This is a genomic window from Butyrivibrio sp. AE3004 (genome assembly GCF_000703165.1).
Lineage (GTDB): Bacteria > Bacillota > Clostridia > Lachnospirales > Lachnospiraceae > Butyrivibrio.
In genome coordinates, this window is the sequence record NZ_JNLQ01000002.1 from 406,722 (window position 1) to 424,889 (window position 18,168).

Genomic DNA, 18,168 nt, shown 5'->3' on the forward strand with positions numbered 1-18,168 from the left:
TTTGCATAAATAATGAAAAATATAGCATATAGAGTAAAGTTCATAGGATATGTGACCCTGATGCTCGTAAGCCTCTTTCTGGGCGGAGTAGCTATAGCTTACAGATGGGAGATCTTATGGGTATTGTTCTTTACGCTTGTTTTCTCCCTTTTTCTGGTCCTGGCGGGTTACACCTACATGACCAGTCAGAGGGACAGTGCTTATGAGACACTTCGTAAGCAAAAACAGATTGATGAAGAGGACGCCAAACGCAGAATGGAATATTTTGCAAATATGGCACATGAGATAAGGACACCTATCAATGCAATCCTTGGCTATGATGAGCTGATACTTAGGGAGTACAACGATCCTGCACTAAGGCAGTATGCTTATAACATAAGGTCTGCCGGTAACACTCTTTTGGCACTAATAAACGACTCGCTGGATTATTCGAGAATTGAAGCGGGGAAAATGGAGCTCTTTGTTTCAGAATATGACCTTGGTACTGTGATTGAGGATATGATGAGCCTTATACGTCCAAGAGCACTTGCTAAAGGGCTTGAGTTAAAGGGATTCATAAACAAAAATGCGCCAAGGAGACTTTACGGGGACGCAAACAGGCTGAAACAATGTATGGCCAATATTCTTACGAATGCCGTGAAATATACGCAGGAAGGTGAGATAGACTTTTCCGTTGATTTTGAAAGCTTAAGTAAGGATACCATTCTCCTTAAGGTTGCGGTAAGAGATACCGGAATAGGTATAAAGGAAGAGGACATAAAAAAACTCTATGAGCCTTTTGAGAGAATCGATGAGGACAGGCTTGGAAGCATAGAGGGAAGCGGACTTGGCATTTCAATTGTAAGAAAGATACTTTCTCTCATGGACTCGGAATTGCAGGTGGAGAGTATTTACGGAGAGGGAAGTAATTTCCACTTTTCCATAAAACAGAGAGTTGCAGGTCCTGAATCCATCGGAGATTTTGCCCAGGGCTATGCTCGTAACGTCATTGATAAGACCCATTTTGAGATCAGCTTCAAGGCACCTGAGGCGAGAGTGCTTGTTGCTGATGATGCGGAACTCAATCTTGCGGTTATGGAAGGACTTCTTAACGGTACGGGAATTCAGGTTGATTCTGCAATGTCTGCAGCAACAGCTCTGGAATTTGCCAAGAACAATGATTATGATCTTATATTCCTTGATCTAAACCTTCCGGAAATTAGAAGCAAAGATATGATAAAAAGATTTCGCGGTGAGTCAAAAAATGACTTAGGTGGAAAAGAAAGTCGCCGTTCCAATATGATGCTTCATCGCAGAGTTCAGGAAAAGGCTAAGAACAAAGATAAACAAGGTGGCAATAAAGATGGGGCAAAAGAGCGCACACATAACTCTGCTACACCTGTTATAGCATTGACAGCAGGTGTACTTCAGGATGTGCAGAGTGAATATAAAAAACTCGGTTTTTCGGATTATCTCCTGAAACCTATAGTATACAAGGAATTGGAAACAATACTTTCAAAGTATCTTCCTCATGAAAAAATAATCAGAAACAGTAATAAGATTAATGATTATATAAGAAAAAGATCTTCAGATACTCCGCTTCTTGCGACGGATGAAAAGCTGCAGGAGGCACTCAATATTCTGGCACAAAGGGAGCAGGTAAATTGAAATTCAACATCTTTCTCGAGTTGGCGGTAATCCCGCTGGACTTTATATTGTGCGTATTTTTCCAAATCAGATATACGGATAATACGAGAGTGAACAGAGAGTTTAAGCTTCTGTCATATCTTGTGTTCTTTGGTACGATCATCGACGTAGTTGATGCGGTCATGCTGGCCTATGAGTCTGTTCTTCCACCTGTTTCGATGTATGCCATTAATACATTAAACTACGCTTTGGCAACATTCGGAGCGTATCAGTTTGTAAGATACGTTATTTCATATGTTGGTGAAGAGTATTATCAGACTACGGGAGCCTTTATAAACAGGGTACTTTTGCTGATATATTCAGCCATTCTCATTCAGAATTTTTTTACTGGAACGGTATTTTCATATTCTCCGGACAGACATATGATATCAGGCCCTCTGTTTACTCTTGTTGTCTATGCATATCCGCTGTATTACATCATGAGCGGAGGCGTATTTATTCTAAGTCATGGTGAGAGCTATGCCAGAAAAATGAAGTATGCACTTGCGGCAACCTTTGGATTTATGGTCACACTGTACTCGCTTCAGATGTTTTTCTACAGGGACCTTCTGGTAACTTTTTTTGCTGCTTCAATCGCTATACTTGTAATTTTCCTTACACTTGAAACACCCGACTATGTAAAGCTTACCAAAACTCTTGAGGAGCTTTCCATATCAAAGAGAGAACTAGAAGCATCAAGCATAAGAGCGACTGAGGCGAGTCATGCAAAAACAAGATTTCTTGCTCAGATGTCGAATGATATCAGAACACCTGTGAATGCTATTATGGGTTATTCGAATCTGATACTTGCAGATACAAATGAGGAAGCCACCAAGGAGTATACAAGACGTGTGAAAATATCCGCCAAGAGACTTCTTACCTTCTTTGAAAATGTACTGAATTATGTTTCTGAAGAGACAGGGGAAAATGGTCCAAGAAGACTTCCTTCCATGGCTGACCTCATAGATAAGGTTGATGAAAATGAGTTTCTTGGGCCGGAAGAGCAGGTTGGCAGAAGAGGAATCATAGGTGCCTCCGATATGAGAATTCTTGTGGTTGATGATACTCCGTTAAACCTGGATCTTCTGGTAAGGATTCTGGCACCTATGGGATTTACGGTTGATACGGCTTCTGATGGGCAGCAGGCTATCATGCAGGTCAGAAAGTTTCGCTATGACATTATTTTCATGGACCATCTGATGCCTGTACTAGACGGAATAGCAGCCTTCAGGCAACTTAGAGATGAAAAGCTCTGTGACAATACACCTGTCATTATGCTGACAGCAAACGCTGTTGTCGGGGAAGAGGAGAAGTATTTAAAGGAAGGCTTTGCCGCATATCTGACCAAACCTTTTTCTGAGGATAAGGTTACGGATATACTTGAGAAATTTCTTTCTGTTAATAATTCAAAGATTAGCGGTGATATGGATGTCAGTTTCTGGGAGAATTTACAGGAAAAGCTTCCTATGGTAAGGGTTGCGGATGCCAGAGAATATACACTTCATGATATCAAGCTGTACAAGAAGATACTCATGGAGTACTCGGAAGAGGAAGTCGGCAGTGATATTTCACTTGCTATAAGGACTTCGGATTACAATAAGTGCATGGCTCTTATAAGATCTGAGAGAGATAAGGCTGAGCTCATTGGTGCTGATAAGCTGGTTAAAATGGCGGAAAGGCTCGAGAGCTTATGTAAAAAGAGGGAGTTCAATCTTCTTCGTGAGAGAATAGGGGCTTTTGCGCAGGAACGAAACGATATAGCAAATGCACTATACGAGAGGCTACAGGTGGAGACCGGTGAATAAAAAAATACTTATTGTTGATGATTCCGACATAGAAAGAATGTATCTTAAAGAGCTTACCCGTCGAATAGATAACGTGAAAGCAGAAGAAGCGAAGGGCTTTGCGGATGCAATAAAAAAGCTGGAAGCTGAAAAATATGACCTTATTATTGTTGACTATTATCTGCTGGATGGGCAGGGTGACGAACTGATGAAGATGATAATCAGTGGGAATCCTTCGGGTAATGCCGACACTAACGCTATTGTGCTCGGAAGAGAGAGCGATTTTGAAAAAAGCTTTTTAAAAGACAGCGGTTTTTCAAATTATATTGAGAAGCCTGTCGAATTCAATATGTTACAGGCTGCAATCAGTATGTATGCCTGATAGGGGATGAGGGAGAAAGATGCTGTTACATAATTTGTCCTTTGGTTTATCAGCGATTTTATATGATATTATAATTTGCGTTTTTCTGAAGCTGACCTATACGGATTCCTACAGAACTACCAAGGCGTTCAGGCGCTTTGCGTATTTTCTTACTGCTGCGACAATGATTGAAGTTGCAACGGTTCTGGTTGAAATGTATGCGGTTTATGTGCCGCCTGCAGGACATTATACCGCACATGCTTTTAATATTCTTTCGGCAACAGTTGCCGCAAATTCCTATGCTGAGTACATAGTAGCCTGTGCCAATGTTGGTATTAAGGATACACTCTTATACAAGATAAATCTTGCGGTAATAATCGGGCAGTGTTTCCTACTGGTTCAGAATGTTTATACCGGAAATGTATTTGCTTATACCCTTGAGGATGGTTACACACGTGGCATGATGTATTTGGCCTGCTCATTTCTTCTTCCCGCATACTATGTGCTACTTGCGGCGGGCTTTGTAAGCGTGAATAGGAAAAGCTATACATTACTTCAGCTTTTCAGTATAGTTATTGCAACGTTCATAGTTATTACAATTTATCTGGTGCAGATGTTTGTTTTAAAACATGTGGTTCTTATTTTCTTTTCTGCATCAGTTGCACTTCTTGTACTTCTTTTTACGCTTGAGACACCGGATTATCACAGGCTTGAAAGGACCATCGGGAAACTGGAAAGTGCCGAGAAGGCTGCTCTTGAAGCAAGAAAAAAGGCTGAAGAAGCCAATGAAGCAAAGAGCGAATTTTTGTCACAGATGTCCCATGAAATAAGGACTCCTATTAATTCAATTCTTGGTTTTGATAATCTGATCCTGGAACACACAAATGATGTAAAGGTATCCGAGTATGCAGCAAAGATAAAAGGTGCGGGCGAGACCCTGCTTGCTTTTTTTAATAACCTGCTTAATCTTATTGCGCAAAATCCGGGCGAGGATGTGGATATCAGCAGTTTGTTTGATTATTCTGCGCTCCTTGAGACAGACATGGAGGAGATAATAGTTCCAATAATGCCCAAGGCAAATGTTCTCGTGGTTGATGATAATGCCATGAATGTTGATCTTTTGCTAAAGATCCTGAATAAAACCGATGCCCGTATTGATACTGCGGTTGATGGTCAGAAGGCACTTATGAAGCTTCGAAAGAAGACATACGATCTTGTTATCATGGATCACATGATGCCCATAATGGATGGTGTTGAAACACTTAGCATTATGAGAGAAGAGAGACTTAGCAGAAGTGCTCCCGTTATCATGCTGACAGCGGGAGGCCTAAGAGGCGATGAGGAAAGGTTTAAGGAGCTTGGCTTTGATGCATATTTGACAAAACCTGTCGTTGCGGAAAAGCTGTATGATCTTTTGATAGATATTATGCCAACGGCGCTTATTGAGAGAAGAGCATCCTTAGAGCACCTTTTCTATATGGAGAACAAGGAAAATAAGGAAAAAGAAGACAAAGAAAGGGTAGGACAGACAGTCCGCAAAAGACGAACCCTTGCTGAAATATTTTCGGTACTTAATGTGACTGATGCTCTTGGCTTTTGCATGGGAGATGAAGAGTTCTATTTATCACAGCTTGAAATATTTGCTGAGAATAAAAAGGGAGATGAGCTGGAGGAACTTCTGCAAAAAGAAGACTTTGAGGAATATCTTATTTCGGTTCATACTCTTAAAAGTACAGCAAAAACCATAGGCGCGGATGCTTTATCAGAGGAAGCATTAAGACTTGAAAATGCGCTTAAGGAAGGAAATACGGAACTTGTAAGAAAAGAACACCCTGCACTTAAAGAGCACTATGAACTTCTTTGCGAGGACCTGCGAAAAGGTTTTAAGGAATACAGGCAGGCCGGAATATCCAATAACGAAGAAGCAAGTGAAAATGAGCTTGCGATTGCTGAGCTCAGTGAGTTTTCCGGAACAGGTCTGTCCGCTCAGATACTTATGGCTCTTGCAAATACGGTTGATTCAAGGGATATAAATAATCCCGGCAGGTCCCTCAGAGTTGCTAAATACTCCATGGAGATAGCAAGGAGGCTTGGAAAAAGCGATTCGGAGCAGCAGAATATTTATTATATGGGGCTTGTTCATGATATAGGGAAACTGATAATACCTGAAAAAATCCTTAGGAAGCCTGATATCCTGACGGAGGAAGAGGCTGAGATTGTTCGTCAGCATCCTATAATCGGCTATGAGATTTTAAGAAATATATCGGAAATGCCGGGACTTGCTACCGGCGCAAGATGGCATCATGAAAGATACGACGGAACGGGATATCCCGACGGTCTTGCCGGTGAAGAAATACCTATAGAGGCAAGGATTATAGGAATAGCGGATGCTTACGATGCCATGACTTCCGAAAGGGCCTATGCATCTGTTATGCCGCCTCTCAGAATAAAAAAAGAGCTGGAGAAGAACCGCGGAAAGCAGTTTGATCCGGCACTTGTGGATGTACTTATAAGTATGATGGACGAAAGTTCTATGTAAATTTTTCTATATTGATGATACGAATTACTACTTACTCAAATTTTAAGGGTCAAGAAGTCATGATGCGATTTATTCAAGGATAATCGTATTATGACCTCTTGACCCTATTATCATATTACTTTTGTTAAAATCAAAATATTCTGCATGATTTTTAGCCATCGATGGATGGCATTTCTTCATTAATTATAAATCTCTCATGGCATAATCCGCCAGCATTCTATTTGCCTCTCTAAGGCTTTCCCTTCTGATATGAACAGAATCTCCATCCTTCATTTCAAAGACCTGAAGCTCCTTGTCGATGCTTTTTACGTGCGCGAGATTTACAAGATAACTCTTGTGGCACCTCATAAAGGAATCGTCCGGAGTCTGAGCTTCGATATCATCCAGTTTTCCTGTTAGCTGAAGGGTTGCTCCGTTTGCCATATGCAGATAAAGAGTATGAGCGCTTTGTTCCACGTAACATATCTTTTCAAAGGAAAAAGTCATATCCTTACCGCCTATACGTACGGATACTCCACCCTGTGCTCCCTTCATCTGCGCGGCAAGCTCAAGTACTTCGCCGACTTCAATAGGATCAAAGGGCTTCATGAGATAACGGATTACGCGATTTTTGTAGCCTTCCATGGCGTGATCCTGACTGGAAGTTGCAAATACGATTGGGACGGATGCGTCAATGCTGCGAATTTTAGTCGTGGCATCCACTCCGCCCATTCCCGGCATAAGAATATCCATAAATATCAGGTCATAAACACCCGGACGGAAAGCAGATAAAAAGGCTTCTCCGGATTCAAATAGATTGATCTCGGTTCCGGGACGATGCTTTTCAATAAGAAACTGTAACTGACGTCTCTGAGCCATTTCATCGTCGCAGACTGCAATTTTCATAGTATCAGAGCTACTCATATGTATCTCCCTCAAATATTAAAGATAAATATACCCATTATTGATGACACGAATTACTGCGATGCAAGTAACTCCCGTAATTCTAACAAATATTCGGAAACCGAATAAAAGCTCCTTCCTAATGTTTGCTACGGGATTCGAAGTTATCATAATATATTTTATCATAAAATAGCACACAGAGAACATTGATTAGCATATTTATAATAATTGTCAAGTACGAATTTTGAAATGTTTTGTTCATTTTCAGTATAAATATGATTGATGACTATTGGTATAATTAAAATTGTAAAATTTTGTCACGGAAATGGGGTCTTATTTTCCGTACGAAAGGTGATGGGGAGATAGATGAATAATAATGTGTTTGGAAGTAGGGCAATTGCGCATCTGCGTATTTTGCTTGCGATTTGCGCAGTTGTTCTGCTACCATGCAGTGGTATCAGAGCCATGGCATGGGATTCCGGAGTTTATCGTAACAAGGTTATTTTTACTGCACCAAGTGCTGAGAAGATTTTCGATGGCACACCACTTACTGAACAGATAGATGTTACCGCTCAGGGATTACCTGATGGCTTTACCTATAAGGCGGTAGCAGAGGGGAGTGTTACGTATCCGGAGGATAATGAAGAAAATAATAATATAGTAACAGATTATGTAATTTATGATCCGAGTGGACTCAATGTTACTGATAAATTTGTTAACGTTGAGCTTCGTCCCGGTACGCTCAGAATCAGTGAAAAAGAAGCTGTTCTTGGTGCTAAGAGAGACGAAGAGACATCAGATTCGGATGCCGGAGGAGAGAGTAGGATTAAAACTGATAATGCCGATGAAGGGGACACAGTCGATATTGAAGACGAAGAAACGGCAAAATCAGATAAAATGAATAACCGGGGCGATTATTCGCTTGAACTTGTCCTTTATAGTTTCTTGATAATTATAATGCTCGCTGTTTTCGTTATTTTTATGATGGATAGCAATAAGATGAGGGAAAAATGAAATCGATTCAGGAAAAAATAACTCTTCTCACGACAATAGCAATACTGATGGTAGCGCTTATTGTCGGAGGTACGGCTATTTATACACTCAGGCAGGTGGGAAACTATGATTCCGCCCGCATTCTAAATCTGACCTGCGAGACTGAAACCAATGATATAGACAGAATCCTGTTCAACACTGAGGAGGCTGTTAATATTCTGGCGGATTATGCAGTCGAGCGTCTGTTTTCTGTTGAAAAGCTTGCCAGTGATGAAGCTTACAGAGATAGCTATACTGTGCAGCTTGCCAATCTTTTTTCCAATATAGCGGCGAATGTGCCGGGAACAGTTTCATACTATGTGCATTACAATCCGGAGATAATGCCTTCTGACAGCGGCCTTCTATATATAAGGGATTCTGTTAATGATGATTTTACATACATGCAGCCTACGGATATCAATTTGTATGATCCTGATGATATCGAGCATGTTGTCTGGTGGTATGAACCTGTAAGGAAGGGCGGACCGACATGGGTTGAACCGTATCATAATGCTAATCTTGAAAAATATCTTATATCTTATATAGTTCCTCTTTATGAAAATGGGGTTCTTATCGGAATTGCCGGAATGGATATAGATTTTTATAGCATGATTGATACTGTAAAGGCTATTAAATGCTATGAGACCGGATATGCGTGCCTTGTGGATAATGAAGGATTAGTATATTACAATCCTCTTTTTGATACCGGTACTAAAATGGAAGATATGGGTATTGAAGGCGACATGTCTTTTGAAAGTGAGAGCAATGGCTCAGAACCTCTTGCGTATAGCATGGGTGGTATAGATAAACAGCTTGCTTACAGGACATTGTCCAATGGTATGAGACTTATAATCACAGCTCCTGTCAAAGAAATTTTGGCTATGAGTAATGAGCTGATGAGAAGAGTCATTATTTCTACTATATTAGTACTGTTTACATTCCTGTTCCTTACCATAATGGTGAGCCGCAGAATCACAAGTCCTCTTAAGAGCCTTGCGCGTGTGGCACGTGAGATCAATGATGGAAAACTTGAAGTGGTATTCCCGAAGGAAACCAAGGATGAGGTCGGAGAACTGACACATGCCATGGAAAAAATGGTTCATCATTTGAAACACCATATTGATGATCTTAATTCACTTGCTTATCATGATTCACTTACCGGGGTTAAGAACAAGACCGCATATGATGATGCAGCATCAAAGCTGGATCTTCAGGAAGGCGATAAGGAATATGGCATTGTCGTATTTGATGCCAATAATCTTAAGAAGATCAATGATACCTATGGCCATGAGCGCGGAAATATTTATCTGCAAAATGCATGCAGACTTACCTGCAGGATATTTAAAGGAAGTCCTGTATTCAGAATAGGAGGAGACGAATTTGTAGTCATTCTGCAGGGCGAAGATTATGATAACTGCTACAAACTCCTAAGAGATTTTGATGTCGAGGCAGAACGCCATAACATGGAGACAACAAACGAGTGGGAGAAGATAAACATCGCCAAGGGAATGGTTAAATATGATCCCGAAACTGATTCAAATGTTGAGTCGGTATTCAAGCGTGCTGATGCCAGAATGTATGTTGCAAAGCAGAAAATGAAGCTTGCTGAGATGGGGTAACTATTAAAATTCAATAAATGTGACAAATGAATATGACTTCTTGAACGTAAAAATGAAAAGCGTTCAAGAAGTCATAATATTTTAAAAAGTATAGGAAATATAAGGAATTTAAAGCTGCGGAGTGATCTGCAGCTTTTTCATTATCATAAATATATTTATTTTTGAAAATATAAGCACAATTCGATATTACTGAGAATAGAGCAGATGCATAGAGACCGGTATTTGTCAAGTACGAGTTTTGCATAAAATTTTTCAAATTTAGTGAATTTTCTTGAAAAAATCTTTCGTATAATTATTACGTGTAATTATTTTAAGTTACCATAAAAAGTATGAAGGGGGAATTTCATAATGCGTAAAAACATCGCAAGAAAGCTTGCTATGCTTCTGGCACTCGTGGTACTGGTTACGACCTTTGGGTCTGACTATAACAGTATCGGTGCTCGTGCTACATCTGAAGAGCAAGTTACTTCCACAAATCACGAAAATTATGAATCGCTTTTCACCGAAGGTATCGGAGAAGAGCAAAATAATGAGCAGGTAGCGGAAGAAACCGCTGATGAGCCTGCCAAGGAGGAGGTTGTACAGGAAGAACATGCACAGGTAGAAACTGTACAGGAAGAGTCTGCAACAGAGCAGGTATCTGAAGAACCTCAGACTGAGGCAGCAACTGAGGATCCTGCTCAGGAGGAAACAACTCAGGTTGAGCCTGCTGCAGAAGAGCAGACACAGGAAACAGCTCCTGCAGAAGAGGTAACTCCTAATGAAGAGCAGCCTGCAGAGGATCCTTCTCAGGTTGAACCCGCTCAGGAAGAACCTGCACAGGAAACACCTGCTGAGGAGAAAACTGAGGAAGAGGTTCCGGCTGAAGTACCTGCAAAAGAAGTTGTAGAAATTAAGGAAGTAACAGTTACTTATACTGCTACAAAGGGCGGTACAGTTTCCAATACTTCCGAGACAATCGATGTCAATGCAGAAGGCGCTGCATTTGAAGGCTCTACTGCTATTGCATGGAATGATAAGTATGAGTTCGTAAACTGGACTGATGCTAATGACAATGAAGTTTCAACCGAAGCTACATTCGTTCCTTCTAATATAGAAGAGAATGCAACCTTCAAAGCTAACTTCAAGGCAGCTGAGGGTATCGAAGTTGATATGCCTGAGCTTTCCGCAGAAGACGTTCATGAAGGCGGTATGGTTGTTTCTGTTAAGGCTGAGGAAGGTATCTTCCCTGCAGGTACAGAAATTTCCATTACTGCTATTTCTGATGACCAGGCTCTTGAGACAGCTCAGAATGAACTTGGTGACCAGGTTACAACTGCAAAGGGTGTTGACATTACTTTCATGTTCGAAGGCAAGGAAATACAGCCTGCAGATCGTAAGTATGTTCATGTAAGCCTTGCACTTGAAGAAGCACTCACAGAAGAGAACGTTACAGTTCTCCATGACCATGACGGTGAAGTAGAAACTATTGAAGCTGATGTTACCGAGAATGCTAACGGTGATGTTGAGGCAGTTGAGTTTGATTCAAATGAGTTCTCAATTTATATCGTTGCCGGTGGAACAGAAGAAGAGAATCGTTTGCATGTGTCGTTCTACAATGAAAATGCCAAAACGAGTGATAATAAAGATGGATTAATTGCAGACCTGTATATTAAAGAAAATGATATAAAGAAAAAGGATGCTTCAGGAAATAAGGTTATTCGAGACGATGCTTTAAATAATCTGAAGAGTATTATTTACGATCCCGGTGTAGGCACTATAAATGAACAGGATATATTTAAAGGATGGACGCAGGATCAGAATTATACAAAAGATTCAAAAGCATACTCTATCGATGATATTCGAACGATGGTTGCTGGTACTGCTGTTACTGGTCTTCAAGTAGACGGTAATAATGTTGATGGAATGCTGCCTCCTAGTGCAGATGGTGTTGAATTAAAATTCTATGCTATGTTTTTTAATCAGTATAGAGTGAATTATGTAGATAATAATGGCATTTCACTTGGCGAACATTTTGTGGATAAATTATCAAATGCGTCGGGTGAAGCTGCTATACAGGAGTACAAAGTTAACATGGCTTATACCCCTGAAGATGATGAACATGACTTCCAAGGATGGATTATTACTTCCGGAGCAGATAAAATTGTTAAGGTGCAGCAGAAGGATGAAGAGGGTAATCCTAAGAAAGATGCAGAGGGAAATCCTATATGGCAGGATGCTAATTATACTAAAGGAGATATTATACAAAATGATACCCTGCTGAAGATATGCGGTGATATCACTTTCAGTGTTAATGCCCCAAAGGGATATTGGATTGTTTTTGAACAGAATGGTAAGGGAGCAACGTATATTGCACCTAAGTTTATCATGGAGAACGAGCGTGCGTTTAAACCACCCGTTCAGGATAAAGATGGCAAGCCACTAATTGTAAGAAAAGGATATACATTTGACAACTGGTATGAAGTAGAAGGGTTTGATGACAAAGGTAATCCTTTAAAAGATGACAAGGGAAATATTAGACTTAAATCAGAACCATTTTGGAAAACTGAGGCGGAATTAAAAGATGGAAAAGTATTGAATAGTAAGACCTTTGTTGCTGCAAAGTGGATTTCAAATGAAACAGCATCATATACTATTCTGATTTATAAGAAAACCTTAAACGATAATACTAAGAGTAATGGTGAATCTGAGAGTAATGATGAAGAAGAAAAGGGATTACAGTTTGTTGCTTCATATGTTGGAACAGGCAAGGTAAATGATAGCATTAAAAAAACAGCTATAAAAAAGAAAAAAAAGAATGATCTGTTTTATGTTGATTTGGGCACAGATGACTACGATACAAAAGAACAGTATGGTGGAATAGCTAAGCCAAAAACAGAGTCTGATCCATATCATCTTATGGGATATACATATAATGAAGAACTTACTGAAGATGGGACAATAACGACTGAGGGAGACGGCGTAGCTAAGATTGTTTTTGAACCAATGGAGTATAACTTCAGATTCTATGTATCAAAGGATGATGGAAATGGCTTAAAGGGATCTTCTAAGCAAGGGCCAGAAGCTAATTATGATGGTAACTGGGACGTTGAGCTTAAGCGTCAGACCAAAATTAACGGTAGTGAGCCGACTCTGAAAGAGGGAGACTACTATTATTTTAATCTTACAGCAAAGTATGGTGAGCGTTTGCTGGATGCTTCAAATAATGAAAGATGGTACTCATATAGCAATATTGATAGTAAACCTGCATTTGTTAGCTGGATTCTTATGCGAGATGCAAAAGCACATACCGGTGATGATAAAGGTAAGGATACAATTAAAGGTACTGTAAGCTTCATGGACGAGCAGGTTCTTGGAGATCTTTCTAAGAGAGATGGAAATTTTGTCACTGCAAGATATGAAGATGGCGTATATAAGTGGAAATATAGATTATTTTTCCAAAATGAAGACGGAACATATCCAGATGATCCCGGAGAGGTGGTTGAGGCTAAATCCGCTCAGAACATAAAGGACTCACAGCATAATCCCGGAAGAGAGGGATACGAGCTTGATGAAGCTAAAACTCTATACCATCAGAAAAAGGATGCTGATGGGTATTACATTGTAGATTTTTACTATAGCCCATTGTATTATAAAATCAATTTTATGGATGGTGAGTATGTAGATGGTGACGGAAATCAGAAACAGAATAGAGCAGCTCATCTGTTAAAGACTGTAGATGATGTCAAATATCAGTCAAAAATTGCCGGTAACTACTATAAGCCTAGTCTTCCTGAAGGACAAGAAGGATATGTATTTGAAGGGTGGTATAAAGATAAAAAATGTACACATCCATATGAACACACAATTGAAAAAACAATTGAGGGCAATGTTGTCTCCGAAAAACGTTTAGGTGAGAAGGAAGAGGATGTAATGCCCAAGGGTGGTATTACAGTATATGCAAAATGGCGTATTATTCAGTATCGTGTATTTCTTCATCCTAATGCGGGAACAAAAGAAACTGTACCGGATTTGTCATGGGGTGATGAAAATGCTCAAACCAAGCAGGCAATGAACTTTAGAGTTTCATATGGTGATAAAATAAGTACACCTTATGGAACACGTTCAGGATACGAGTTTGTTGGATGGTTCATAGATCCGGGATTGAAACATGCCTTCAATGGCTCAGCAATTGTGATGAACGAAACCAATGTTACCACTCCTTATAATAAGGGGACAGATAAGACTGATCCAATGGATAAGTGGGGCAATGGGGCAAACACAAATAATGATGAAAGCCGTTGGTGGATTGAAAAGAAATATGATATCTATGCAAAGTGGAGAAAAGTCATTGATGGAGCTGATGGTATAAAGGTTGTATACAGTCCGGATGATCCTGATGTTGACGATGATGAAAAAATAGAAGTTCCTAAAGATGGAAAGCTTTATGTTGACAACGCAGATGCTTATGCAGTTCCGGCTTCTAAGGCTCCCAAGGGATATGAGTTTGGCTATTGGGTAATGCAGAAGTGGAATGGTTCTGCATATGAGGATGTTAAGGATGAATATGGAAACATAAAGCCTATACTTCCGGGTACAACTTATGTTGTTCTTGTAGATAATGCTAAACAGGAACTTGATAAAGAGCATACTACAGAAGAGAAAACTAGATATACATACACAATTCAGCTTCGTGCAGAATATGTAAAACTCGGAGATCCTACACCTACGTATATTCCTTGGTTTGAGAATGATGGAACAGAAGCATTCCAAATTGATATTGTAAAGAAGGTTGGAGAAGAATATAAGTATACACTTGGTATTAACGAAGCAGTAGATATTCAGAAAAAGCCTACAGATGCTAAGGACAAGGAAGACTACGAATTCGTTGGTTGGGCAAGAGTAAAGATGGGCGAGAGCGAAGCGGAAGCTAAAGCTTTCATGGCAAATTCTTCCAATTGGACACAAAATATTGCCAATAATGATCCCGAATTTATCTACTATAAAGAGAACGATGAAGGCGTAGGTAAGTTCTATTCAGATAAGGCATGTACAAAAGAAGCAAAGCAAGTTGCTGCTGATGAGGATATGCCATATCAGGCAATGTTTGCTGTATGGAAGAAGAAGACAGTAGATGTTGTAGTCAAGTATTACAAGGATAATCCATCAGATAGTAACTATTTAGGTGATCAGTACGACGATACGACTACATTTAAGAATGTTGAGGTTGGGACAAAGATTGAACTGAATATTGCTGATAATGAAGCAGTACTGAATAAATGTAAGTCAGTTGTTGGCATAAATTATGGCGATGGTGCACAGAGTCCTTCTTCACATACTGTTGTAGCTACACCTAATCCTAATGTAATCAAAGTAGTGTATGTAAGAAAGCTTGTGGACTACACAATCAGATATTGGAAGGGTAAATCGATCACTGATACAAATAAGCAACGTATTCTGCCCGATGCTGTATCAAGTGGAAATGCTGCTGGTACAGAAATTACACTTACCGACAGTCAGATTAATGATAAAGATCATAAGCCTGAAAAGGGGTATAAGAACGGTATAGCGTATAAAGACAATACAGTACTGGAAGGCAATAAATTTACATTAGACGCAGATAGTAATAATAATATTATAGATGTTCTTTATACACCTAATAAAATCACTGTTACTATCGTAGGTAAGACGGCAACTACAATGTATACCGGAGAAGAGCAGTCAACCTATAAGCTACCTGCAGATGATACTGACTTCAAAGATGAAGGAACCACAGAGGAATATTTGGGTTATATGATAACCGGTATCACAGCCGAAGAAGGCACAGCACCTAGTAAAACTGATTTGAAGGTTAAGCTTAAAAAAGATGTAAAGGCTGAGGCTCGTGGTACAGAGGTTAAATACAATAATGAGTATTATCCAATGAATCTCCAGGGAGGAACAAAGGATAACAATAACTGCAGCTTTACATGGGATAATACAACTTACCAGGATGTTGAGTTCGATGTAACTGATGGATGGCTTAAAATCACTCCTAATGAAGAAAAGTTAGTAGTAAAAATAGTAGGTAAAACGGTTGAGACCCCTTACACAGGAGAAAAACAGAGTACAAAGACCTTTAAAAAGGACGGTTTTGATCCTATAGAGAAGGGTTACAGGATTGATTCCATTAAGTATGACAATGAAGGACAGACGGACGTTGATGCAGTTATGGCTGAAGAAATTGCTGCCGGTGTTGCTTTGGCAAATGGCGCAAAAGATTATGCTGAAGGAACAGATGTAAATACAACTGATAATCCGAAATACCTCATGGGAATGCAGGGAGGAACGAATGGAGATGCTGATTGTAGCTTTGTATATACCGATATAAATAATACTAACCACTATAAGGGATCTATAAGATTTGTGGTAGAAGATGGATGGCTCAAGATTAATCCTGTTAAGGATGAGATTGTAGTTACCATAACAGGTAATCATGCTATTACAAATTACAATGGCAAGGAGCAGTCGGTTAAGGGTTACAAAGTAGATTCCATAACGAAGAAGAATGGTGAGAAGTTCACAGGAATTACAGCTGACGATATCGCACTTGTTTCAGATGGCAATGCTGTAGCATCAGGAAAAGATGTTAAACGTAATGCTGTAACAAAGGCAATCGAGAGTTATGTGATGGGACTCAGGGGGTCAGAAGCTGGATCGGATTGTAGCTTCAAGTGCACAAATCCTGGCTATACAAATGTAGTTTTCGTAGTTCATGACGGATACCTCACAATCAATCCTCTTAAGTTAACCGTAGAAGTTATCGGTAACAGAGGTGAAGAATTCTACGATGGAACTGAGAAGAGGGTAGAAGGTTATACACTCAACAATGTACAGGCTGTTTCAGACGGCAATGCAGTATCAAACGGCAATGCAGTAACTGACGGCTCAGCAGCAGTTGATCCTACTTCACTCTTTGATAAGAGTAAGGTTACATTTACAGGCGAAGCAGTGGCAAAGGGAATTTTACCTGATACATATCCTATGGGTCTTACACCCGGACAGTTTGGTTATGATGATCCTAACATTGATGTTACTTTCACAGTTATTGATGGACAGCTCATTATCAAGGATATACCTGAAGGTAAGAAACTCCATGTTATGGCAAGTACACCTGATGTTGTAGAGATGTACAGTGGTAAGACATGGCTTGGCAGTGACTTTGATTACACAGTTGAAGGATCAGCTCCGAGTACAAACGCAGCAATTAAGACTCTTGGTGCTATAGGTGATTTTGTTAACAAGGTACTTGGTATTTTTAAGGTTCACGCTGCTGAAACAGGTAAGCCTATTGAAATCAATGGTGTTAAGTACTTTGTTTCAGGACTCAGGGTTGAAGTTAAGGCCAGATCTGTTGGTAAGTATGATCTTGCAATCGTTGATGAAGGCTTCAAGGTAACAGACGTTAACGGCAACGACGTAACAAAGCAGTTTGACGATCCTACTTACAAGATTGGTACACTTACAATCATTCCTAAGCCGATTGAGATCACATCAGGAACAGCTGAGAAGGTTTATGATAAGACACCTCTTGTATGTCATGTGGCAACAGAGAATACTACATGGGGTGAGGGCGATGCAGTAACTTATGAGTTCACAGGAAGCCAGACAGAACCCGGAACAAGTAAGAACACCTTTACAGCAAAACCTGCAAACGACCTTACAGACTTTAAGAACTACGAGATTAAGTATATTCTCGGTGATCTTACAGTTAAGAAGCCTACAGATGTTGAGCCTCCGAAGGATCCCGAAGATCCTAAAGATCCTCCGAAGGATCCGGAAGATCCCAAAGATCCTCCAAAGGAAAATCCTAAGAAGCATAAGAAGCACAATCCTCCTGTAGATAATCATGATGATGATGATCATTACAGAGGTGGAAATGATAACTCTAATAACAATCCTCCTGCAAAGCATGGAGATGTTCTCGGAGCTAAGAGATCAGATGGTGGTGAGAAGGAAACTGTACTTGGCGCAAGACGCGGTGGTACAGATGACTACACCAATACATCCAGAATAATTGTTCTTCTAATTGCAGCAGGCGCAGTTGTAACACTTCTTGCAACTGGCAAAAAGCGCAAGAAAAATGATGAATAATAATTCATAGTTTTAAATGTAATTCAGCCCTGTCGGAAACGACAGGGCTGATATACTGTGTAAAGAAAAATATAAGCATAGTATTTTAATGAGTTGTATGAAAACGAAATAGAAATAGCGTAAAAAAGTACCTCTAAACTGGGTTGTGTCCAGCTTAGAGGTACTTTTTGTTTT

At 39.9% G+C, this 18,168-nt stretch carries 8 protein-coding genes; 7 read left to right on the plus strand and 1 reads right to left on the minus strand.

Going from position 1 to position 18,168, the window contains the following annotated elements; translation table 11 throughout:
- Nucleotides 1–12 precede the first annotated feature (12 nt).
- From BV60_RS20915 to BV60_RS21700, 4 genes are read left to right on the plus strand one after another with little or no spacing between them, the layout of a single operon-like run.
- Nucleotides 13–1,647: an ATP-binding protein gene (locus tag BV60_RS20915; protein ID WP_029319909.1), complete on the plus strand. Its 1,635-nt coding sequence runs from the start codon at nucleotides 13–15 to the stop codon at nucleotides 1,645–1,647.
- A complete protein-coding gene (locus BV60_RS24095) occupies nucleotides 1,644–3,470 on the plus strand; it encodes an ATP-binding response regulator (protein WP_029319912.1) in 1,827 nt (608 codons plus the stop codon). Before BV60_RS20915 ends, BV60_RS24095 begins: the two co-directional genes overlap by 4 nt.
- A complete protein-coding gene (locus BV60_RS0104835; protein ID WP_029319914.1) occupies nucleotides 3,463–3,831 on the plus strand; it encodes a response regulator in 369 nt (122 codons plus the stop codon). Before BV60_RS24095 ends, BV60_RS0104835 begins: the two co-directional genes overlap by 8 nt.
- A gap of 19 nt (nucleotides 3,832–3,850) precedes the next feature.
- Entirely contained in the window at nucleotides 3,851–6,349 is a 2,499-nt protein-coding gene (locus BV60_RS21700) for an HD domain-containing phosphohydrolase (protein ID WP_051656523.1), read from the plus strand.
- A gap of 183 nt (nucleotides 6,350–6,532) precedes the next feature.
- On the opposite strand, the gene BV60_RS0104845 is transcribed toward BV60_RS21700, so the two are convergent.
- Complete coding sequence (locus tag BV60_RS0104845; RefSeq protein ID WP_029319916.1) at nucleotides 6,533–7,252, minus strand: LytR/AlgR family response regulator transcription factor; 720 nt, start codon at nucleotides 7,250–7,252, stop codon at nucleotides 6,533–6,535.
- Nucleotides 7,253–7,597: 345 nt separating this feature from the next.
- Here BV60_RS0104845 and BV60_RS0104850 point away from each other — a divergent pair, with 345 nt between their 5' ends.
- From BV60_RS0104850 to BV60_RS0104860, 3 genes are all read left to right on the plus strand, one after another.
- Complete coding sequence (locus BV60_RS0104850) at nucleotides 7,598–8,245, plus strand: hypothetical protein (RefSeq protein WP_029319918.1); 648 nt, start codon at nucleotides 7,598–7,600, stop codon at nucleotides 8,243–8,245.
- Complete coding sequence (locus tag BV60_RS0104855) at nucleotides 8,242–9,882, plus strand: sensor domain-containing diguanylate cyclase (RefSeq protein ID WP_029319919.1); 1,641 nt, start codon at nucleotides 8,242–8,244, stop codon at nucleotides 9,880–9,882. The genes BV60_RS0104850 and BV60_RS0104855 overlap by 4 nt, the downstream gene beginning before the upstream one ends.
- 348 nt (nucleotides 9,883–10,230) lie before the next feature.
- Entirely contained in the window at nucleotides 10,231–17,994 is a 7,764-nt protein-coding gene (locus BV60_RS0104860; RefSeq protein WP_029319920.1) for an InlB B-repeat-containing protein, read from the plus strand.
- Nucleotides 17,995–18,168: the final 174 nt, after the last annotated feature.